We start from the raw sequence: 21,730 nt of genomic DNA on the forward strand, positions 1-21,730 counted from the left end.
ACGGCAATGCACTACCTGTCAGCTATACACTTCCGCCACTGCGGCGTGTTCGGGACTTTCACCCGTTAGTCCGATGCGCTGCCAAGCGCACAAAGGCACAGCTGTCCGCTGTACCATTTATTCCACCCCCAAGATTCCCTGATTGGGAAAAGAAGTAAACCTACTCATACCGCAGTGATTCAATCGGATCCAGTTTAGAGGCTTTGTTCGCCGGCAGCAATCCAAATACAATCCCTATCACCATCGAGAAAAGGACTCCTACGATGACAACCTGCCATGAGATAAGCGGAGGCCATCCGGCAAATGCGGCAACGATCGCCGCTACACCCCAACCCATTAATAGCCCCAATATTCCTCCAATTAAAGTTAAAATCATCGATTCAATTAAAAACTGAGTTAATACCTGTTTCCTTGTCGCTCCCAAAGCCATGCGAATGCCAATTTCCCTTGTTCTTTCGGTAACGGATACCAGCATAATATTCATGACACCGATTCCGCCGACAAGCAATGAAATCCCGGCGATACTGCCAATAATCAATGTCATAATCCTGGTAACTTGGCTGATTCCTTGAGCCATTTCTTCCATATTGACTACCTTGTATGATTCTTCCGTATTATGAAGAGTATTTAGCTTTTGCGCCGCCTTATTTCCAGCTGTCTCCACATCATCAGCGGATACCGCTTGGAGCGTTACTTGGGTGATATTCGATTGACCAAATATCGCTTTCCATGTGTTAAAAGGGAGATAGACTTCATTCGAATTAAAAGCAAACATACCGGTCGGCTTTTCAAGGACACCAATAATTTCGACCGGTTGGTTTCCTATCCGAATCACTTTTCCGACAGCAGAATCTTGTTCAAAAAGTTCTTCTTCAAGTGAAGCACTGATCACAACTGTCCTTCTTCCCCCAAGAAAATCGGAAGACGAAAAACTTTTTCCCTTTTTAATCTTTAAATCATTTACCTGTAGATAAGCTTCATTTATACCAGATACATTACTGTCTGCCGCTGTCTCCTGAAACCGAGCTGCTGTAAATTCAGAACTGGAGGTCACAACTTGTTTAATCTCCGGAATTTGCTTTAACGCACGAATATCTTCCTCTGTAAATAACGCTTCATAATAGATGTTAGGATTTGCCCGCAGTTCTTCTTCGCTTGGCTCATAATACACTTGGATTGTATTCCCTGAACCGATAATCTGCGATTTGAGCATCGCTTCCCCGCCTTGACCAATTGCCACCACAATAATCACTGCTCCAACACCAATAATTATTCCCAGCATCGTCAACATTGAACGCAGTTTATGTGATTGAAGGGAGCCGATAGCCATACTGATATTTTCCATCCAGCTCACAAGTCCTGCCCCCTTTTCATCCAATCATGGGAAACAATGATGCCATCACGCACAAATATGGTTCTGTTGGCATATTGGGCAATTTCAGGTTCATGTGTCACAATCACGACCGTTGTCCCTTCTTTATTTAGCCGGCTGAACTCTTCCATAATCGAGATGCTCGTTTTTGTATCTAATGCCCCTGTCGGCTCGTCGGCAAGTATTAATTTAGGCTCGTTGACAATCGCTCTGGCTATTGCTACACGCTGTTTTTGCCCGCCAGACAGTTCGTTAGGCAGATGCTCCATACGATCTGCCAAACCTACCTTTTCTAGTGCCGCTTTGGCACGTGATAGCCTGTCTTTTTTTGCAATACCACTGTAGATCATTGGCAATTCAACATTCTTTACAGCATTTAGTTTTGGCAGCAATTGAAACTGCTGAAAAACAAAGCCGAGGGATTCATTACGAACTTTCGCAAGCTCTGCATCCTTGTATCGGGATACATCTTCATGATCGAGAAAATAACTTCCTGATGTCGGCTTATCAAGACAGCCGATAATGTTCATCAAGGTTGATTTGCCTGAACCTGAAGGACCCATGATCGCGACAAACTCACCTTTTTCAATCGTCAGGTTAATTGATTTTAACACATCAATTTTGTCCTTTCCGATTGGATATGATTTTGTGATTTCTTCCAATCGGATCATTTTTTTCTCACTTCCATGCCATCAGTAAGCTCTTCTCCCGGCTCAACAATCACAATATCATCCGTTTTTAATCCTTTAATGATTTCAACCTTATCTCGGGATGTTACCCCGGCTTGTACCTTCTGGCGATAGGCTTTGTTATCCTTAACGATATAGACAAAGGATTGTTCTCCTGCACCAGAAAGAGCTTGTATAGGAATAACAAGACCTTTCTTATTCTCGGTTTCTATTTCCATGATCAGCTGAAACCCTGGTTTTAATGGCATTTTTTCGCTGTTCACTTTTACCGTTACAGGGTATTGAACCATCTGACCATCCCCTTGTGTACCAAAGGAAGTTTCTTTTGGAATGGCACCAATTTTCAAGACTTCCCCTTCCCACTTTTCTCCCGGTACTGCATCGGAGGTTAACATCACCCTCTGTCCGGCAACAACTTTCAACGTATCGTATTCAGATAATGTCCCGGTGGCCGCCATCACGTCCAAGTTCCCGCAATAAATGACCGGCTCCTGGCTGCTGCCTTCTTGAGCTGTCTTGACTTGATGATCAACTGAAAGAACCGTTCCATCAATTTTACTGGTAACTTGTAATTCCCCCTGCCGTTTTACCAGTGAATCTTTCTGCAGCAGAGTCTGCCTTAAATCTAAGTCAGCCATTTTCTTTTCCATATTTAATTGCTCTAATTCTGAAGACATCTGTTCTTTTGCCTCTTTTTCCCCAACCTGTTTCGCAAGCTCTTTTTGCTTTTTATCGAGAGCTTCTATTTGTTTATTCACTTGGTTCACTTTTAAATAGCCTGATTCGACAGCCAGTTTATTTTGTTCAACTTCTAAATCCAGCTGAGCATTTTCCATTTTTAGTAAAACGTCACCTTTTTTAACCTGTTGACCTTCTTGAACAAGAATTTCTTTTATTTCGCCCATTTCCGGTGAGAGGTATACTTTTTGTTCATCCTGAAGACTTAATATCCCCGGCACCATGATGGTGGAAGAGATTTCTTCCTCGTTTACCTTTTCGGTTTGCACAACAGGACCTTCTGCAAAGGCTTGTCGGTAGACGCTAATGCCTACCATCACTAAAATTAGCAAAGCAACTCCAAGTGCAATCCAGACTTTTTTCTTCATTACATACCCGCCATTCCTGAGAATAGCGCTCCAAGCGCAGCAAAACCTAGAGATATTAAGAAGAACACTACTGCTGTGATAATGCCTGCTGTTTTAGATAACTGCCCGACCTTATGTAAGCCCATTGCGATTAAGAATAATTTCCAAATAGCGAATAATTCAATCGCACCTAATATCGGTGAATCGCTATTTAATACTCCGGCTAGACTTGTTAGAGAAATCCCCGATCCTAACGAACCGCCAAGCAACACCCAAAGGATACTATTGAGTAAAGAACCAATTGCTGGAATGAAGAAAATAAATGTACTCATTGAAAGCAATTGCATAAATGTTGTATCTTTCTTGGCAATTTTAGTAATCATAAAATAAATAGCTGTGGAAATAAAAATAGTAAAAATGGGTGAAATAAATCCCGTCACAATCGTCGTTACTTTTGTAAAACCAAGGACCATCTCTGCTTGTTCAATAGGCAGACCTGCAGTTGTTAAATCCTTCGCCGTCAACGACAAAGCTGCAATAATAAATGATGCGGCATTAAGGATGACAACGAATAGCAGCGGAATCCATACTTTCGGATTTTGCCGTATTCTCTCAAACTGCTGCCCCGGACTCCAAATCACAGCAAAAAGATTTGGTTTGGTTTGTTTTGCAACTACTTCGTTTTCCATAAAAGCACTCCCTATCCTGAAAAAATGTGTTCTCTTCACTATACGCAGATATATGACAAAAGGTTTCAATTTTTTTACATTTTCAGAATTCTTTTCGCAATGAAAAACGCATCCGCAGCCGGATACGTTTTTTATTCAGGGATATTTACCTATCAATCAAACGATGAATGCATGATCATGCAAGCTATACTCCTGTAATGCTTGCTGTTTCCTTAACCAACTTCTCGTGTAGCCAATCAACTGGGTAAAATGCTCTGAATTTGAATAGGTATGATTAGCCTTTTGAATTTCATATGCTGTACATTCACCCGAATTTCTATCCGTAAATACCTTTTCATACTCACTAACATAATTGACTGGAATATCCTCATCGCCCGTGCCATGGATTAACAGCACAGCACCGGAAAAGCCCCGTGCTGCCTTCAATGGTTCATATCCGGATAAAGAATCAAAAAATGGTTTGGTCAGCTCGTAGCCTAAATAATCAATACTTGAATCTGGCTTCAATAATCTGACCTTTTCGCTTCCGACAATCCGGCTGATATCCTTGAATGGATGAGCAACAGCCGACCAAAGAATCAGCCTTTTGATCTGCTTTTCATTAGCTGCAGTGAGTGCTGCTGCCGCGCCACCTAGACTATGCCCGAGCAAGGTAATATTATTTCGATCAACTTGCTTTAAATTAAAACCGTATTCTATGACTGTTCGGGTTTGTTCTATTAAATCATGTAATCCTGTTTTTCCGTAATCACCGCTGCTCTCACCGCAGCCGCTATAGTCAAATCGCAGAACAATCATCCCGTCTTTTGTTAAAGCATCCGCTGTTTTGACAAACAACCGGTCAACTCCAACTTTGCTGCCGACAAATCCGTGACAAATAATAAGCAGGGGATAATTCCTATCTGTCAGCAGGTTCTCCGGATATTCTAATACTGCCGCTAATTTCTGTTGTTTCCAGTTAATCCATATTTGTTTTTTCATTTTCCATACTTCCTTTCCGGATTTTTCGTTCTGGTTTCGAGCAATTTATCATATTCATCCTGTAATTCCTGCAATGGCAATTCAAACAATTGAAAACTTCCTTTTTTGAACATGCCGAAGGCAAGCAGTTGGTCAATGAGCATTTCCTTTTTCTCTTCATTTGATTGGAACAATTCCATTTATTAATTATTAATTCTCCTTTAACTAAACTAATATAATATATCATATAAGTTTACTTGGTTTAAAGGGTAAAAAAACTGCCTTACTAAGGCTGCTTTATCACCGCATCCTCAAAAGGAGCATAAAATCTTCCCTTTGGAGCAATCATATCAGAATCTAAATTTCGAGTTTCTCCTTTTACATTGTATTCTCCTTCAGGGAAAAAATCAAATAACCCGCTCTCCTTATGTAATTCAACAAAATAATGATGAAGTTCACAGATTAATTGACGGTATTCATCTAAATCCACGATATCGCCAAATTCATCCAGTGCAAAATTCACTTTAATTGCTTCCTGAAATGCAAAATGATTGGATGTAGCAATCTCTAAATCAACATCACAGCATTCCAAGCAGAGCAGAACATCCTCATCTTTGATTTCTTCAAAAGAATGCACCACAATATCTTTTAAAATGTCGCTAATGATTTCTTCATTTTCTAACTGCTTCGTCGTATTCAGCATTTTCTCTCCCCCAAAACTATATCTATTATTTTACGGACGGTTAAACAACTTTTCAAGCAAGAAATCTTACGGTAGTTTTCTATATCTGACTTTATGATAGCAAAATAGATACATCCCAACAAATTTCGACATGAATCAACCGGAAAATTGTCTAATTCTGCGCTTTCCCGAGAAATAATTTGCTGAATGAGATATTCCCCAATACTATTAGATAGAGAAAACACCATTCATGTCATATCGCATAGGAATGGTGTTTTCTAATACGATGAAAGAATTCTTCCATTCAATTATACAGCAGAAATAAGGACAGCTGAGCTGCTGCCCTTTCTTATCTCTATTGCTATTATCCTCTTATCTGGCCCTCTCCATGAATCGTATATTTGCTTGATGTGAGTGCCTTCAGACCCATAGGACCGCGCGCATGCAGCTTCTGTGTACTGATTCCTATTTCAGCACCAAAGCCAAATTCAAAACCATCTGTAAATCTTGTTGATGCATTATGATACACCGCAGCAGCATCCACATAGGTTAAAAAGGCCTCAGCATTTTGCTTATTTTCGGTAATAATCGCTTCTGAATGCTTCGTACCATACTGATTAATGTGGTCAATCGCTTCCTTAACGTTTCCAACCACTTTAACACTCAAGGTTAAAGCTAAATACTCTGTATACCAGTCGTCTTCATCAGCTAATTGAATATCTGGCAATAATTTACAGATTGTTTCATCCCCGATTATTTTTACACCTTTCGCGTGCAAAGATTCGAGCAGCTGTACTCCGTTTTCTTTAAGCCATTCTTCATGAATTAAAATGGATTCAATCGCATTGCATACCGATGGCCGCTGCGTTTTTCCATTAATCGCAATGCGAACCGCCATTTCTGGCTGAGCACTTTCATCAATATAAATATGGCAATTTCCCGCTCCAGTTTCCAAAACGGGTACCGTAGATTCCCTCACAACGGTATCAATTAAATTCTTGCCGCCGCGAGGAATTAAAACATCCAAATATTCATTTAGATGAAACAACTCTTTTGCTGTTTCTCTGCTCGTATCATCTAAAAGCTGTACCGCATCTTTTACGATTGTTGTTTTTTCAAGGGCACGATGAATGGAAGATACTAACACTTTATTTGAATGATAGGCGGAGGAACTGCCTCGTAAAATAACGGCGTTTCCTGTTTTTAAAGCCAGGGTAGCGGCATCTATTGTTACATTGGGACGCGCTTCATAGATCATGCCAATGACCCCTAAAGGGACACGTTTACTTTCAATGAGCAAACCATTTTCCTTATGAATCGTTTCGATTATTTCCCCAATTGGATCATTTAATTGAATCAATTGCCCGATTGCTCCAGACATATCAGCAATTCGTTTTTCATTGAGCATGATTCGATCAAGGACTGAATCAGAAAACCCCTTCTCTTTTCCTGAGAGAAGATCTTTTTTATTTTCCGCTAATATTTCTTCCTGATCAAGCAGAAGCTGTTCGGCAATAGCGGCCAAGGCCTCATTTTTTTCAGCAGTAGTTTTTCCAATTAATTCATAGCTTGCACTCTTAGCTAATTTGCCTTTTTCTTTCACTTCACTCATTTTCATTCCCCCTATTTTTTAGCTTTGACCCAATTATCGCGATGAATGACTTCAATTGCGGCCACAACCATCTCTTTTTCCACTTCATCCGTTCGTTTTCCCATTACTTTTCTTAATTCCTCGGCCGAATAATATACTTCCCCTTTTCCAATTAAACCCTTTTCACCAAAAACTTCGACTACATCCCCTTTTTCAAAGGAACCAGTAATATCATGAATTCCAGCTGGCAGTAAACTGCTTCCTTTCGCTGTCAGTGCTAATTCAGCGCCTTGATCGATATAAATTTGACCTGACACCCGGGAATGCAGGGCAATCCATTGCTTTGGATTGTTGACGGTGGTCAAAGAATCATTTCCGATATAGGTCCCATCACCATGGCCATCTAGAATATCAAGCAGTTTTTGCCGGCCCTGTCCACGGCCGATAAAGACTCTTACGCCAAGAGACAGCGCGGTTTTCGCGGCTTGGAGCTTTGATTTCATTCCTCCTGTACCGACCTTTGAACCGGAACCTTCTGCAGCTTGCATCATTTCATCTGTAATCTCTTCCACTCGATCCCATTTCTTTGCCGCAGGATTAACGGCAGGATTGGAATCATACAAACCATTAATATCGGTTAAGATGATAAGCTTATGGGCATGAACCAGACCGCTGACAAGAGCCGATAGCATATCATTGTCGCCGAATGTTAATTCCTTAACCGATACCGTATCGTTTTCATTGATAATCGGTAATATTCCGCGTTCCAGAAGCTCTGTTATCGTGGCAAAAGCATTACGATAACGATCCTTTTTTGAAAAGTCATTTCTCGTCAATAATATTTGCGCTGGTATGATATCGAATCGGCTGAATTGTTCCATGTAGTTTTGAATCAGAATACTTTGCCCTACAGCAGCTGCCGCTTGCTTGCCCTTTATTGTAACAGGTCTTGATGGATAGCCAAGACTGGCAAAGCCTGCAGCAACGGCACCGGATGAGACGAGTATCACTTCATGCCCCTCACCCCTTAAAGCAGCTACCGCTACCACATGATCAATAAATTTCTCCTGATCAATTTCTCCTTTTGAATTCGTCAACGAACTGCTGCCGATTTTCACGACAATTCTCTTTTTCTCCATTCTTCAGCACTCCAACATGTATTTTACAATTTTGTTATTACAAATCCTAATCAACTATTTTAAACCAAAAAAGCCCTTTTCATCCTTATGTTAAAGGACGAAAAGGGCTCCAAAGCTCGTTTCCGTGGTACCACCTTCATTGGATGCAGTTTCGCATCCCGCTCGGCATGATAACGCTGTTAAAGCGCCTATGTTTTGCATAGGACTCGGATGGCAGGTTCTGAGGCTTTTCTGTGATGAGGTCTTTCAGCTGTAAACCTCACTCTCTAACACATAAAGATTCTCATACTAATCCATCTTTTTCGTTCATTATTTTAATCTATTATGAGGATGAAGTACTTTTCTGTCAAGAGTCTTAATCCTATTTTAGCTCCTTTTAGATACCTGTTCAAGCCTTCATGGCTTTTTCTAAGCTATTATCATATGTTTTCTGTTTGCACAATTCTAATCATGGCAATCTGTTGAAATGTTCATAAATTATATATTGACCTTTGACAAAAATATTGATATTATTTTTATTATTTTGAAATATAATAGGTTGCAATGAATGTTATGGGTTACACTATAGCTGGAGCAGCTTCTGGAGAGACCGTTTAGCCGGCGCCGAAGGATTCACAATCTCAGGCAAAAGGACAGAAGAGTAACGAATATTTCTTTTTGTTATTCCTGCCTCATGAGATTGGAAATTTAGTGCCAATCTCTTTTTATTTACCTATCTTTTACAAAAAAAAAATTTTTAATTGACTTAAAATCTAACGGGGTGAAAAAAATGAAACAAAGAAGAGCAATTGTAAGTGTCATTGGCAAAGACCAAGTAGGAATCATCGCAAAAGTAACAAATGTGCTCGCTGACAATCAGATCAATATTTTAGATATCAGCCAAACTATTTTACAAGACTTTTTCACGATGATGATGCTCGTTGACGTAGCTGAAGCAAAAGATCTTGAATCATTGCAGCACCAATTATCGGAACTAGCAAAACCAATGAATTTAAATATTAATGTTCAATTAGAAGAAATTTTCCAATCCATGCACCGTGTTTAAAGAGAGGATGAAGAAACATGAGTTTTTCCTTACATGAAATGATGGAGACCATCCGCATGGTCCAAGTAGAAAATTTAGATATCCGGACTGTCACAATGGGAATCAGCCTTCGTAATTGTGCGGATTCTGATTTTGAAAAAATGAAGCAGCGGGTTTATGAGAAAATTACCACATACGCTAAAGATTTAAAAGAAACAGTGGAAAAAGCGGAAAAAGAATTCGGTATCCCGATTATCAATAAAAGGATTTCCATTACACCTGCTGCTGAAATTCTTGGCAATGCAACAAAAGAGCAAGCGGTTGAGCTGGCAAAAACGCTCGATAAAGCAGCGGTTGCTCTTGGAGTTGATTTTATCGGCGGATTCTCTGCTCTTGTACATAAAGGAGTTTCTAAAGGGGATCAAACCCTGCTTGATGCACTTCCGGAAGCCCTAAGTGTAACGAATAGGGTGTGTGCTTCCGTTTCAGTTGGCACAACCCGAGCCGGTATTAATATGGATGCTGTTAGGCAAATGGGCATTATTATGAAGGAAGCAGCAGAATTGACAAAAGACAACAACGGAATGGCCTGCGCTAAACTTGTCGTTTTCTGTAATCCTGTTGAAGATAATCCGTTTATGGCCGGTGCATTCCATGGTTCCGGCGAAGGGGAAGTCGTGATCAATGTTGGAGTAAGCGGTCCCGGAGTGGTATTAAATTCATTAAAACGCTATCCCGATGCTGACCTTGGCGAAGTAGCAGATATCATTAAAAAGACAGCATTTAAAATTACCCGTGCCGGCGAATTAATCGGTCGTGTCGTCGCAGAAAGATTGAATGTTCCGTTTGGAATTATGGATTTATCCCTGGCTCCAACCAATGCAATCAATGACAGCGTTGCTGAAATTCTTGAGGAGATTGGACTTGAAAGAGTTGGCACACATGGCACAATTGCAGCACTCGCATTAATGAACGATGCGGTTAAGAAAGGCGGAGCCATGGCCAGCTCCTATGTTGGAGGATTAAGCGGCGCCTTCATTCCTGTCAGTGAAGATAATGGAATGATCCGTGGTATTATCGATCAATCTCTTACCCTGTCAAAGCTTGAAGCCATGACGTGTGTATGCTCAGTCGGTCTGGATATGATCGCTCTTACAGGAGATGTCACACCTGCAACTCTTTCAGCCATTATAGCGGATGAAGCCGCGATTGGCATGATTAATAAAAAAACTACAGCAGTCAGAATCATCCCCGTAATTGGAAAAAAAGAAGGGGAAATGGTTGAATTTGGAGGATTACTTGGACGTGCACCTGTAATGGGGGTTAATCCGTATAGTTCTGAAAAAATGATCAGGCGCGGAGGAAGAATTCCTGCCCCGCTTCAATCTTTAATAAACTAATCAATTCCAGCATAAAAAGACTGACATCACACGTCAGTCTTTTTATCATTCCCATCACTCATGAACTATCATATCCCGCTGACGCCATCTACTCTTTTAGCTTATATTTTGGTTAACACTAAACCAAATACGGCTGCAAAAATGCCGGCAATTTGATATATACGCAATCTTTCTTTAAAAAAATAACAGCCAACTAATACAACAATTAAGCAATTAAGACCCACAACAGGAAAGATAATACTAGCAATCCCTGATTTTAGGGCAAAAAAATAACTGCTGTAGCCAATGATGCTTATCAATCCGATACATGCTCCAACTAACTTTTCATTCGCGGTTGCTTTCTCTTTACGCAATAATAAGAATATGGCAAGATAACATGTTCCTCCACCATACATACTAACCAAAAGTGTTATCGAATCTATATGCAAATAAGAGGATGTTTTCATAAGCAATCCTAAAAGACCAAACGAAGCTATAGCAAGGATAATACGGTAAAGCCATGGCAGATACTCTGTTTCTCTTTTGGAACTTGGAGAATATTGAATGACAGCTGCTGCGATAAACATACATATGATCCCGCTCCATTGCAGACCCGATATCTGCTCATGGAACAGAATTCCCGCAAAAAGTACTGGAATGACGGCATTAGATGCAATTAAGGGAGCTGTAATACTAGCCGGTCCTTTTTCATAAGCTTTAGACATTTGGATATTTCCATTTGCATTTAATATCCCGATTAATGCTCCCAAACTAAGAGAAAGAAGATTCATATGGAGATTGTCCATGATAAAAAAGCCAAAGATAAAAGTAAGAATGAAAGCTAATAAATAAAAATAAAATTGTAGGTTTACTTTAGACATTCCTTTCATCGTACTCCACTTAAATAATGAGTTATTAATCCCAAAACAAAATGTTGTCACTATCGCTGCCAATAACCACATAAACAAAAATTCCTTCTTTCAACATAACAAATAAATCAAATTTGAGTGCAAAGATATTCCGAATAAACTACTTTCCTATTATAAACTTGTCCTAGTATTTAGGAAAGTTATTTTACTAATATAGTTATTTATCTGTTATGGAGGCAAATCATTGCCACAAGTTTTGCACAGGTTTCATCTGCAAAAGGAAATATTATGGTTAAAAGCAAATATTTGCTATAATATTCCTATCTTGAATGGAAAAGGTGAAAGATTTTGGCAAAAAATAAATTTCAGTATTGGTCACTGCAAGTACTCATTATTGTGAGTATCATTTATATCTCAACAAAAATATCCTTTTTATTTCAACCAATCGGGATTTTCGTCACAACATTGTTCTTCCCGATTATTATTTCGGGGTTTTTATATTTTCTATTGAATCCATTTGTCAACTACCTACAACGATTGAAGTTACCGAGAACACTGGCGATTCTCGTGATTTATATCATCATTATCGGATTAATTGGCCTTGTCATCGGCAACTTAATTCCAATGATCTCGAAACAGGTGACTGCTTTTGTAAACGATGTGCCAGACTATTACAATAAAACGATGGATTTTCTCAATTCGTTGTCGAAGTCGGAACAATTTAAATGGGTCATGACACAGGATTATGTCTCCATCAGCAATATTATTAATGATTTAAAGGATTTCGCTTCTACTCTTCCAACAAGACTTACGGAAAGTGTAACCAGTATTTTTGGCGTTGTCGCCAATATTGCCATAACCATTGTCACTGTACCATTTCTATTGTTTTATATGTTTAAAGATGGAAACAAATTTCCAGGTATGGTAGCTAAATTCTTCCCTGCTGCTTATCGTAATGATGGATTAAAAACGTTGAAAGAAACCGGAGAGACACTTTCAGCATACATACACGGCCAGGTAACGGTTGCCTTATTCGTCGGAACATTATCATTTATCGGTTATTTGATCATTGATCTGCCTTACGCATTAGTGATGGCTTTAATTGTTGCTGTCACAAATATTATCCCGTATGTCGGTCCGTTTTTAGGCGGCGCACCTGCTGTCATCATCGCTTTATTTGACTCTCCTACTAAAGCTATTTTAGTTGTCGTAGTGATAACCATTGCACAGCAAATGGAAGGAAACGTCCTTTCACCGCTTATCTTAGGAAAAAAATTGGACACTCATCCGGCAACGATTATTATTCTCCTCCTTGTTGCAGGGAATCTTGCTGGGATACTCGGAATGATCCTTGCTATTCCTTTCTATGCGGTAACGAAAACAATCATTCTAAATTTCGTCCGTTTTCTCAGGTCTCGAAAAACGGCAGCTGAAACGGAAAAAGGTTAAGTCTCCCCCACTCTATTGGGGGTTTTTCTTTTGTTGAACCACTCGTCATTGAAGTAGCAAGGGTGCGGCCGCAATTTCTCCATTATGCACGCACAACAAATAGTTTCCCATTTCGCGCAAACGAAATTCGCCCTGTCTCTTCCGAAACAACGATGATAATCGCATCTGTTTTTTCAGACAGGCCGATTGCCGCACGATGTCTTGTACCATGGTTCCGGTTTTGAAAGGTTATTTCCGTTAGCGGAAAAATATTCCCCGCCGAATGGATTTGATTCTTTCTAATTACTACCCCGCCATCGTGGAGCGGGTTGCCAGGGTAAAAAACGGTCTCAAGCAAGACATGACTGATATCTGCACCAATAAAGGTGCCATTATGAACATAATGGTCGAGATTATCATTTCGTTCCAGTGCGATTAAAGCGCCATGTTTTTTTTCCGAAAGGTGCTGGGCTGCAAGTGATAGACTGATGTATTGATCCGTATAAGGCGCCATATATGTTTGCAGATAATAAACAGCAGCAAGATTTTGCGCTTCAGAGACAAGCTTTTGCAGTTCGTCAAAATCTGATAATATGCAGCAGTCATGATCAGTCAAGGTTTCATTAATGGTATATAGCTGCTGGCTGATATTATCGATGTAATTAGATATCCCTTGAGTATACTGCTCTCTTTGATCCATGTGCCGTTCATTCCTTTAGGTTAATTTTGAGTCTTCATTAGAATGAAAAAGAGACTAACTATATCGATTAGTCTCTTTTTCATTCTGCATTCGTTTGTAGCATCCCCTAAAAGAAGCGAAAAAACAACAGAAAATATCAAATGCGCCTTGGCGTATTTGCGCCCGATTTTTTTCACGCTTCAAAACGCCACATCCTGTCGCGCTGAGCCCGATTGACTTTTCTAAGAACTAAAGTTCTAAGAAAAGCCTTATGGCTTCGCCTGACTAGGACGTCCTGTCCGTCGTCGAGCTTGCTCGAAAAATTTCCTTTGAAAAACGAGGCATCCGCCTGAGGCGCAGGCTTTTCAGCCGGGGTTGAACCCCCACTGAATCGGTAAAGTTATTGCATTCATCCCACCACTTATGGAAGTGGGGACTTCTGCTCCTGCGATTACTCGTCGCAAAAAACATTGCTGAATAAAGTGAATTATTACCCTAAAGCCGTGCACCTTTAACACAAGATAAAAATGCTTTGATTTTTGCCAGATCCTTTTGACCCTCGGTTTCAACACCGCTGCTTACATCAACCATAAATGGCGCTGCTTCCGTTATGGCTTCTGATACGTTTGCTTCGGTTAAACCGCCGGCAAGGATCACTTTCTTATCTTTAAAATCGAAGTCTGATAGTAAATTCCAGTCAAAGGAAATACCGTTTCCCCCGTGATATTTCTTTCCTTTCGGACCATCTAACAGCACATATTCACATGGATATTCGTGAATTTTTTCCAAGTCTGATGCGGACTCGATGCTGAATGCCTTGATCACTGGATACGAAATAGACGCACAAAATTCAGGAGTTTCTTCCCCATGAAGCTGGACGATATTGATTCCAGCAGTGGAAACAACCTCTTCAATCCACTCCTTCGAAGGATTGACGAAAACGCCTGCCTTTAGTAAATCTTTCGGCAGTTTTTCGATTATTTGCTTCGCAGACTCTATGGAAATTTCACGTTTACTTTTTGCAAACACAAAACCCAGTGCATCTGCACCATGTTGAACGGCGGTTTGAGCTGCGGCATCACTCATGATGCCGCATATTTTTACCCTCATATACGAGTCTCCCTTTGCAACGGCAGTTTCATTTGCTTTAGTGTATCGGCAAGACTGTCGGCTCTCATGAAGGTTTCCCCTACTAAAATGCCATTAGCGCCGGCTGCTACTACTCTTTTAACATCCTCAAGTGTACGGATTCCGCTTTCACTAATCAAAAAGGCGCCAGTTTTTTTCACCATTGGTGCCAATCTTTCGGTTACGCTCAAGTCAACTTCGAAGGTTTTTAGATCGCGATTATTTACTCCAATCAGTTGTCCGCCTGTCTTTAAAGCCACTTCCAGTTCCGCTTCGTTATGAACCTCAATTAGAACTTCTAACCCCAGATCGGTGGCATATTGATAAAGGGACATGAGTTTATCCTCATCCATCGCCGCCACAATTAATAAAATAATGTCAGCCCCTGCTCTTTTCGCCACATCGATTTGGGTTGGATCAATGATGAAATCTTTATTAAGGATCGGTGCTTCAATGGTTTTTCGTACATCCTCTAAATCATGGATAGAACCTTTGAAAAACACCTTATCCGTTAGCACAGAAACAGCACTTGCTCCATATTGAATATAGGACCTTGTTTGTTCCGCAGGACTCAATCCCGTATTGATATCCCCCTTTGAAGGACTTGCACGCTTAAACTCGGCAATAATCGATAATTCTTCTGCATTTTTTAAAATCGAGATAAAGGAATGATGTTTATGTTCAACGGCAGATTGATTTACTGTCTGCTTCTTTAATTTTTCTACCTCAATTTGTTTTTCTGATAGGATAGCATCTAGGATGGTTGCCAATTAAATCGCCTCTTTCTGTGCATTACTTGCTTCTATTAACCGTTGTAATTTCTCTAAAGCTGCTCCTGAGTCAATCAATTCTTTTGCCTTCTCAATCCCTTCCTGAATCGAGTCTGCTTTTCCTCCGGTAAAAATACCGATTCCGGCATTCAAAAGAACGGTATCACGGTGTGCGCCTTGTTTGCCTTTTAAGACATTCCGTAAGATTTCTGCGTTCTCAGCTGCATACCCGCCAACAATCGCTTCATTTGGGTATACCGGCAGACCGACATCTTCAGGGTGCAGCGTGACCTCTTTCATTGTACCATTATCTAAAATCACTAAGTAATTATCCCCTTGAAGTGATGCTTCATCCATTGAACCAGCACCGTTTAAAACAACAGCCCGTTTTCGTCCAAGCGCCTGCAAGACTTCGGCAAACATTTTCGTCAGATCACGACGATACACTCCTAGAAATTGGGTATCGAGATCAACCGGGTTCATCAGTGGTCCAAGCAAATTAAATACTGTCGGAATTCCCAAGTCCTTCCGAACCTTCTGAATACGTTTAATTTTTGGATGTACATTTGGGGCATATAAAAAAGCAATCCCTACCTCATCAATGATTTCCTGTAGTCTTTCTTCGGTAAGATTCAATTGAATTCCCAATTCTTCCAAAACATCTGCGCTGCCTGTTTTACTTGAAACACTGCGGTTGCCATGTTTTGCTACCGGTATTCCGGCTGCGGCAATCACAAATGCGGAGGTTGAACTGACATTAAACGTTTTTAATCCATCCCCGCCAGTACCGCAGTTATCCAAGCTGCCAGGGATCTTTTTAAATGGTAAAGCATTGGCCCGAATTCCATTAACCAGGCCGGCGATTTCCTCAATCGTTTCCCCTTTCATCTTTAACCCAATTAAAAAGGCGGAAATTTCACTGTCTGTCACTTCATCGGAGAATAATCGTTCCATCGCCATTCCGATTTCACGTTCTGTTAATGATTCTTTCTCAGCTAATCTCTCTAAAATCTCTCTCATCATAATACTTCCTTTCTCATCTCAGATAAAAAATTATTTAACAGTTGTTTCCCTTCCCCTGTTCCAACAGACTCCGGATGAAATTGCATCCCGTATAATGGGTAATGGCAGTGTTTTAGCGCCATGATCTCACCATCATCGGCAGATTCTGCCAATACATCGAAGTATGGCGGGAGTGTGCCTTTTTTAATGACCAGTGAGTGATAACGCATGACTTCTATTCCCTGTGGCATGGATTGGAATAATGTTTTTTCTCCATGGCGAATCTTTGAAGTTTTGCCGTGCATAATTTTACCAGCCTTCTCAATCACTGCGCCAAAGGAGTATCCAATGGCCTGATGACCAAGACAAATTCCGAGGATCGGAATCTTTTTATAAAACTGTTTGATGATTTCAACGGTATTCCCGGCATTTTCCGGTCTTCCCGGTCCCGGGGAAATAATGATGGCCTCCGGATTTAATTGCTCAATATCTTCCACGGTTATTTCATCATTTCGTTTGACTGTTAACGCTTCGCCAAGTTCACCAATATATTGATACAGGTTATAAGTAAAAGAGTCATAATTATCAATTAACAAAATCATCGAATTCACCTTCCAAAAACATTTTTAATTTATGAAGTGTTTCCTCGTATTCTTTTTCAGGTACCGAATCGTACACAATTCCGGCACCCGCCTGGATATAAGCCTGTTCCCCAATAATGACCATCGTACGAATCGTTAGGGCAAAATCCATATTTCCATTCGCTGAAAGATATCCAATGGCACCCGAGTATATTCCTCTTTTACTATTTTCTAATTCATTGATGATTTCCATGGCACGAATTTTAGGAGCACCTGAAACCGTTCCTGCAGGTAAACAGGAGGTCAATGCATCAATAGCGGCACAAGTCTGTTTCAGCTTCCCTTCTACTTCTGACACAAGATGTATCACATGTTTATATTTTTCAATTGAGAGTAATTTAGTCAGTTTAACAGAACCAAATTCACAGACACGGCCCAAATCATTCCGGCCTAAGTCGACGAGCATTTTATGCTCTGCCAATTCCTTTTCATCAGCAAGCAGGCCGGTGATCAGGGCTTCATCTTCTTCCGGACTTTTTCCTCTTGGCCTTGTACCGGCAATCGGATTGGTAATGACTTGTCTATCCGAAACCTTAATCAAGCTTTCCGGTGAAACCCCGGCAATCGCATAACCGTCGAAATCAAAATAATACATATAGGGTGATGGGTTTTTAATGCGTAATCTACGGTACAGTGAAAATGGGTCACCTTGTATATCTGCTGTTAACCGCTGCGATAACACCACTTGGAAAATATCGCCTTCCTCAATGTATGATTTTGCTTTACGGACATTATCGATAAATTTTTCTTTTGACATAGCTGCTTTGAAAGAAGTTAAGGTGACATCCGCTGCTTCTTCTACATTTAATCCCTCTATGATTTCCAAACGCTTTTTCTCCAGCCTTTTTTGCAGTTCTTCCTCTGTTGTACCAGAGTTTAGCGGTAATGCTGTCAGATACACCTTTTGTTCTAGATGGTCAAATACAATTAACTCTTCAAAAAAGAGAAAGTGTACATCGGGAAGACTGAACTCATCCTCCGGCACCTCACCGATATTTTCATATTGACGAATCGCATCATAACCGGCATAACCAACCGCACCGCCGACAAATGGAAATAAGGCACTTGGTTCAAAATCCTGCTGTGGCAGTATCTTTTTTAGCAGCTCCAGCGGCTTCTCTAAAACGATCTCTTCTGAGCCATTTTTAATCATATGGCTTGTTCCGCCAAAACCTTTTAACTCCATGTACGGTTCTGCGCCAATAAAGGAAAATCTCCCCGACTTCTCGTGTTTTAAGGAGCTTTCCAATAAAAACTTCTTCTTTCCCTTTAGACTTTGGTATATCGAAATAGGTGTTAATGTATCTCCCTCAATTTCTTTAACGATTAATTTTTTTTCATTTATCATCGATTTCATCGTCATACTCCTTTATTCAGAAAAATAGAAACTTATAAAAAAACAAAAAAGTCCCCTATTCACATAAAGATAATGTGAATAGAGGACGATTCATTGACCGCGGTGCCACCTCAGTTAGAGCAAATGTTTTGCTCTCTCTTTTCGGGTACTAAAATACCCTATCCTTTTAACGGTGGAATTCCGTGCATCCCTACTGCTGTTCAGGATACCTCTCGTAGGTCCATTCCAACGCTGAATTTGTACCGGTTCACAGCTCCCCCGGCTCTCTGGAACAAATTTCAATCGTGTACTACTCTTACTCAACAATTTTCTTTTATTTAATTTTTAATATATTCATACAGCATAGAATTTAGTATCATCATAAACCAAATAAATACAAAAAGGGCTTCCCGTCAAAAAAGGACGAGAAACCCGTGGTGCCACCTTCATTAGCTGATGTATCAGCTCACTTTACAGATATTAAATGCAAATATTTGTATTTAATATCTGTCTCTTGTAACGATGAGACCTTCGCCAAAGCCTACACCTTGCAAAAGGTTCGGTTTGGAGCTCAGAAGTCCATTCGCATTTCCATTCACACTGATTTGCACCAACCATCAGCTCTCTTTAGTGTCCAAAAATGCTACTACTCTTCATCACAGCCGTACGCTTTATTTGTTCTTTATGTTAATACTATTTTTTCACTACGTCAACTGTATTTTTTAAATTTACATAAATTAATAGTCAATTACAAAAGCTCAAAATGTTACGCCGCTTTTATTTTCATGAAAAAGGTCTAAAGAAAAAACTTGATCGTTTAACTGATCAAGCTTTTTTTCAATTTTAACGTTCTTTCATATTCTTCTGTCAAGTTATCAATAATTTGCTGAACTGGCAGAATGTCCGTAATTTCGTTTACTCTGGCACCTGCGAAAACGATTCCATTCTCTACATCACCATTAACCGTTGTAAACAATGATTCCAGTAAGCAAAAACGGTGGGAACAGTTTTTCAGGCAGTTTTGGCAATGGCTGATTTTCAGCTTATCTTGACTAATAAGAGAATCTGTTAATGAATTCGCAATCATTCTTCCCGGAAGTCCAACAGTTGTTTTGAGCAAAAGTGTATCTTCAATGCGTGCGTCAATATATTTTTGCTTAAAGGCTTCAGGTGCATCGCATTCGACACTTGCAGCAAATCGTGTTCCCATCTGTACGCCGGATGCTCCTACGCTAAGAGCCTTCGCGATATCTTCACCAGTCAGAATACCGCCTGCAGCAATGACCGGGATTTTTACCGCTTCTACGACTTCGGGAAGAATATCAAACATCGGCCGGTCTGTTCCAAGATGTCCTCCTGCCTCAAAACCTTCCACAACAACAGCCGCAGCGCCTAATCTTTCTGAGATTTTTGCTAATTTTGCTGAAGAAACGATTGAAAGAACAGGTATACCTGCTTCTCTTCCCCATGCGTACATATCTCTCGAAATTCCCGCACCGGAAATAATGAAATCCACTTTTTCTTCGAGTGCCGCTTTCATTTTTTCAGCGAAATCACTCATCGCAAATAATACATTGACGCCAATATATCCGGTCCCATTTACCGCTTTTTTCGCTCGGCGAATATGTTCGCGCATTTCAGCCACACTGATCCCTGTTCCAGAGATTGTACCAATCCCTCCGGCATTTGCGACGGCTGCTGCAAGTCTGCTTAATGAAATCCCGACACCCATTCCGCCCTGCATGATTGGAACCTTTGGTGTCATATGACCTATTTGTAATCGTGGAAAGTTCATGATTAATTCCCCGTTTCATTTATTATTTCACAATAACTACATCGAAGTTTAGCATGTTCATTTTTTATCTAATAGTGACGTTTGTCATTTTATGAAAAGGATTTGCAAATATTTACATTTCCCTTTTATACACTGGTTTTATAGTAAAAACATTAAAACAACTAAAAAAAACGGCTCTATCCATTAGGGCCGTTTAAATGCTATCTTTAAATATTTTTTATCACTTATTATCAATCTGATTTGGTTATTTCTTTCGCGGAAGGTTCCATGCTGTTTCCACCATAATCGGGCACATGAGCGGCATGCTCTTTATGATACTTTGTTCCGGAACCCGGCTGATACTTTCCTTTTTCTCCACCCTTGCTATCGTTTGTAGGAATTGACATATCCATCCTCCTAAGTAAAATATTCAAGCTTGGCATCTGGAAAGAATTTCTCCAAATAGGAAAATAAGTGGTTTTTTAAATTCTCTTCTTCCTCTTTTTGATAAATATATTTCCCAATACCATATTTACCCCATTTATATCTTCTTTTCTCCTCGTCTAATTCTAATTTTGTCTTTGGATAGTTTTTTTCGATTACTTTCTTTGCTGGTTTTGTAAAACGATGCTGAATGAACTCGAAACTAAGATCCCTTTTCGCTTCGATAGGTAATTCTGCTTCTAGACGCTCAAACATATGGAAGTATCCATCCTCCCAGCCCTCATGGAGATAAATAGGTGCAACAATAAAACCAAGGGGATATCCTGCTCGGGCCACTTTTCCAGCTGCCTCAATCCTTTTTTCCAGTGAAGAAGTTCCCGGCTCAAAGTTCTTGATTACATAGTCGGCATTGACACTAAAGCGAAACCGGGTTTTCCCGTTATGTTTCGCATCCAGCAAATGATCGACATGATGAAATTTAGTGACAAATCTTAACTTTCCGTAGTCCGTTTTACCAAAATGTTCGATCGCCTTTTTTAATGAATGGGTCAAATGATCGATTCCGACAATATCCGAAGTACAGGCTGCTTCAAACGTAGTAATTTCCGGCACTCTTTCTTCAATATATTTATCGGCTGCTTCGAAAATTTCATCCACGTTCACATATACGCGAATGTAAGGCTTGCTTCCCATCGTTGTCTGTAAGTAGCAGTAATGGCAATGACCCATACATCCGGTTGCGAGTGGAATGGCATATTCCGCAGAAGGTTTAGATGTATCAAATTTTAGCGTTTTTCTGATCCCTACTACTAAAGTGGATTTCGCAATCCGATATTTTTGCAAATCATTTTCACCAGGCAGATCTCTTACTTGATTATGTGATGTAGTATAGCGTACTTCAACATCCATCTTTTCAAACTTTTCCTGCAATTCTTTTCCTAAAGGGTAGTCCAACGCTTTCGGTTCAAAATAAACAAGTTTTGGTATAAAAGGATCATCCATTATGCTTCTCCTAGTAACAAGGTTAATTTCACCTGAGTGCCCTAATA

22 protein-coding genes, 1 riboswitch and 2 other annotated features are annotated in these 21,730 nt (G+C 40.1%); of the genes, 3 read left to right on the forward strand and 19 right to left on the reverse strand.

Translation table 11 applies throughout. The features are described 5' to 3' along the window. Positions 1 to 160 precede the first annotated feature (160 nt). From HNR53_RS14585 to proB, 9 genes are all read right to left on the reverse strand, one after another. Complete coding sequence (locus HNR53_RS14585) at positions 161 to 1,354, reverse strand: ABC transporter permease (RefSeq protein WP_184527279.1); 1,194 nt, start codon at positions 1,352 to 1,354, stop codon at positions 161 to 163. Next, a complete protein-coding gene (locus tag HNR53_RS14590) occupies positions 1,351 to 2,043 on the reverse strand; it encodes an ABC transporter ATP-binding protein (RefSeq protein WP_184527281.1) in 693 nt (230 codons plus the stop codon). Before HNR53_RS14590 ends, HNR53_RS14585 begins: the two co-directional genes overlap by 4 nt. Beyond that, entirely contained in the window at positions 2,040 to 3,167 is a 1,128-nt protein-coding gene (locus HNR53_RS14595) for an efflux RND transporter periplasmic adaptor subunit (RefSeq protein ID WP_184527283.1), read from the reverse strand. Before HNR53_RS14595 ends, HNR53_RS14590 begins: the two co-directional genes overlap by 4 nt. Beyond that, a complete protein-coding gene (gene yknW, locus HNR53_RS14600) occupies positions 3,167 to 3,835 on the reverse strand; it encodes a YknW family membrane protein (protein WP_184527285.1) in 669 nt (222 codons plus the stop codon). The genes HNR53_RS14595 and yknW overlap by 1 nt, the downstream gene beginning before the upstream one ends. Before the next feature lie 156 nt (positions 3,836 to 3,991). Next, positions 3,992 to 4,816, reverse strand: a complete 825-nt coding sequence (locus tag HNR53_RS14605; protein WP_184527287.1) for an alpha/beta hydrolase family protein — start codon at positions 4,814 to 4,816, stop codon at positions 3,992 to 3,994. Then, positions 4,813 to 4,959 (reverse strand): Fur-regulated basic protein FbpA, encoded by a 147-nt coding sequence (locus HNR53_RS14610; RefSeq protein ID WP_246439590.1) that lies wholly within the window; start codon positions 4,957 to 4,959, stop codon positions 4,813 to 4,815. Before HNR53_RS14610 ends, HNR53_RS14605 begins: the two co-directional genes overlap by 4 nt. 122 nt (positions 4,960 to 5,081) lie before the next feature. Beyond that, the gene (locus tag HNR53_RS14615; protein WP_184527291.1) at positions 5,082 to 5,498 is read right to left on the reverse strand and encodes a hypothetical protein; all 417 of its coding nucleotides are present in this window, start codon (positions 5,496 to 5,498) and stop codon (positions 5,082 to 5,084) included. Positions 5,499 to 5,841: 343 nt separating this feature from the next. Beyond that, positions 5,842 to 7,089 carry a glutamate-5-semialdehyde dehydrogenase gene (locus tag HNR53_RS14620; protein WP_184527293.1) on the reverse strand — a complete coding sequence of 416 codons (1,248 nt, stop codon included), beginning with the start codon at positions 7,087 to 7,089 and terminating at the stop codon, positions 5,842 to 5,844. A gap of 11 nt (positions 7,090 to 7,100) precedes the next feature. Further along, a complete protein-coding gene (gene proB, locus HNR53_RS14625; protein ID WP_184527295.1) occupies positions 7,101 to 8,207 on the reverse strand; it encodes a glutamate 5-kinase in 1,107 nt (368 codons plus the stop codon). Positions 8,208 to 8,777: 570 nt separating this feature from the next. Further along, positions 8,778 to 8,853, forward strand: a riboswitch (glycine riboswitch). Positions 8,854 to 8,976: 123 nt separating this feature from the next. Here proB and HNR53_RS14630 point away from each other — a divergent pair. Next, positions 8,977 to 9,252: an ACT domain-containing protein gene (locus HNR53_RS14630; protein WP_184527297.1), complete on the forward strand. Its 276-nt coding sequence runs from the start codon at positions 8,977 to 8,979 to the stop codon at positions 9,250 to 9,252. Between the two features lie 17 nt (positions 9,253 to 9,269). After that, positions 9,270 to 10,631, forward strand: coding sequence for a PFL family protein (locus HNR53_RS14635; RefSeq protein ID WP_184527299.1), 1,362 nt, complete (start codon positions 9,270 to 9,272; stop codon positions 10,629 to 10,631). A 101-nt stretch (positions 10,632 to 10,732) separates the two neighbouring features. Here the strand turns inward: HNR53_RS14635 and HNR53_RS14640 are convergent, their stop codons facing one another. Continuing rightward, entirely contained in the window at positions 10,733 to 11,572 is an 840-nt protein-coding gene (locus tag HNR53_RS14640; protein ID WP_184527649.1) for a DMT family transporter, read from the reverse strand. 255 nt (positions 11,573 to 11,827) lie between these two features. Between HNR53_RS14640 and HNR53_RS14645 the strand changes: the two genes are divergently transcribed. Beyond that, complete coding sequence (locus HNR53_RS14645; RefSeq protein ID WP_184527301.1) at positions 11,828 to 12,928, forward strand: AI-2E family transporter; 1,101 nt, start codon at positions 11,828 to 11,830, stop codon at positions 12,926 to 12,928. A gap of 82 nt (positions 12,929 to 13,010) precedes the next feature. Here HNR53_RS14645 and cdaS read toward each other — a convergent pair whose 3' ends face one another. The 9 genes from cdaS to splB all read right to left on the reverse strand — a co-directional run bounded on the left by cdaS (position 13,011) and on the right by splB (position 21,683). Next, entirely contained in the window at positions 13,011 to 13,607 is a 597-nt protein-coding gene (gene cdaS / locus HNR53_RS14650) for a sporulation-specific diadenylate cyclase CdaS (RefSeq protein WP_184527303.1), read from the reverse strand. 474 nt (positions 13,608 to 14,081) lie between these two features. Next, positions 14,082 to 14,696, reverse strand: coding sequence for a phosphoribosylanthranilate isomerase (locus HNR53_RS14655; protein ID WP_184527305.1), 615 nt, complete (start codon positions 14,694 to 14,696; stop codon positions 14,082 to 14,084). After that, positions 14,693 to 15,484: an indole-3-glycerol phosphate synthase TrpC gene (gene trpC / locus HNR53_RS14660; protein ID WP_184527307.1), complete on the reverse strand. Its 792-nt coding sequence runs from the start codon at positions 15,482 to 15,484 to the stop codon at positions 14,693 to 14,695. The genes HNR53_RS14655 and trpC overlap by 4 nt, the downstream gene beginning before the upstream one ends. Then, complete coding sequence (gene trpD, locus HNR53_RS14665) at positions 15,485 to 16,504, reverse strand: anthranilate phosphoribosyltransferase (RefSeq protein ID WP_184527650.1); 1,020 nt, start codon at positions 16,502 to 16,504, stop codon at positions 15,485 to 15,487. Continuing rightward, complete coding sequence (locus HNR53_RS14670) at positions 16,504 to 17,088, reverse strand: anthranilate synthase component II (RefSeq protein ID WP_184527309.1); 585 nt, start codon at positions 17,086 to 17,088, stop codon at positions 16,504 to 16,506. Before HNR53_RS14670 ends, trpD begins: the two co-directional genes overlap by 1 nt. Beyond that, complete coding sequence (trpE, locus tag HNR53_RS14675) at positions 17,072 to 18,484, reverse strand: anthranilate synthase component I (protein WP_184527311.1); 1,413 nt, start codon at positions 18,482 to 18,484, stop codon at positions 17,072 to 17,074. The genes HNR53_RS14670 and trpE overlap by 17 nt, the downstream gene beginning before the upstream one ends. Before the next feature lie 78 nt (positions 18,485 to 18,562). Continuing rightward, positions 18,563 to 18,796, reverse strand: a binding site (T-box leader). 83 nt (positions 18,797 to 18,879) lie between these two features. After that, positions 18,880 to 19,132 (reverse strand) — a binding site (T-box leader). A 148-nt stretch (positions 19,133 to 19,280) separates the two neighbouring features. Further along, positions 19,281 to 20,258, reverse strand: coding sequence for an NAD(P)H-dependent flavin oxidoreductase (locus HNR53_RS14680; RefSeq protein ID WP_184527313.1), 978 nt, complete (start codon positions 20,256 to 20,258; stop codon positions 19,281 to 19,283). 230 nt (positions 20,259 to 20,488) lie between these two features. Next, the gene (locus tag HNR53_RS14685) at positions 20,489 to 20,644 is read right to left on the reverse strand and encodes a hypothetical protein (protein ID WP_184527315.1); all 156 of its coding nucleotides are present in this window, start codon (positions 20,642 to 20,644) and stop codon (positions 20,489 to 20,491) included. 10 nt (positions 20,645 to 20,654) lie between these two features. Continuing rightward, the gene (splB, locus tag HNR53_RS14690; RefSeq protein WP_184527317.1) at positions 20,655 to 21,683 is read right to left on the reverse strand and encodes a spore photoproduct lyase; all 1,029 of its coding nucleotides are present in this window, start codon (positions 21,681 to 21,683) and stop codon (positions 20,655 to 20,657) included. Positions 21,684 to 21,730: the final 47 nt, after the last annotated feature.

This window comes from Bacillus benzoevorans, from assembly GCF_014207535.1.
GTDB lineage: Bacteria > Bacillota > Bacilli > Bacillales > Cytobacillaceae > Bacillus_BD > Bacillus_BD benzoevorans.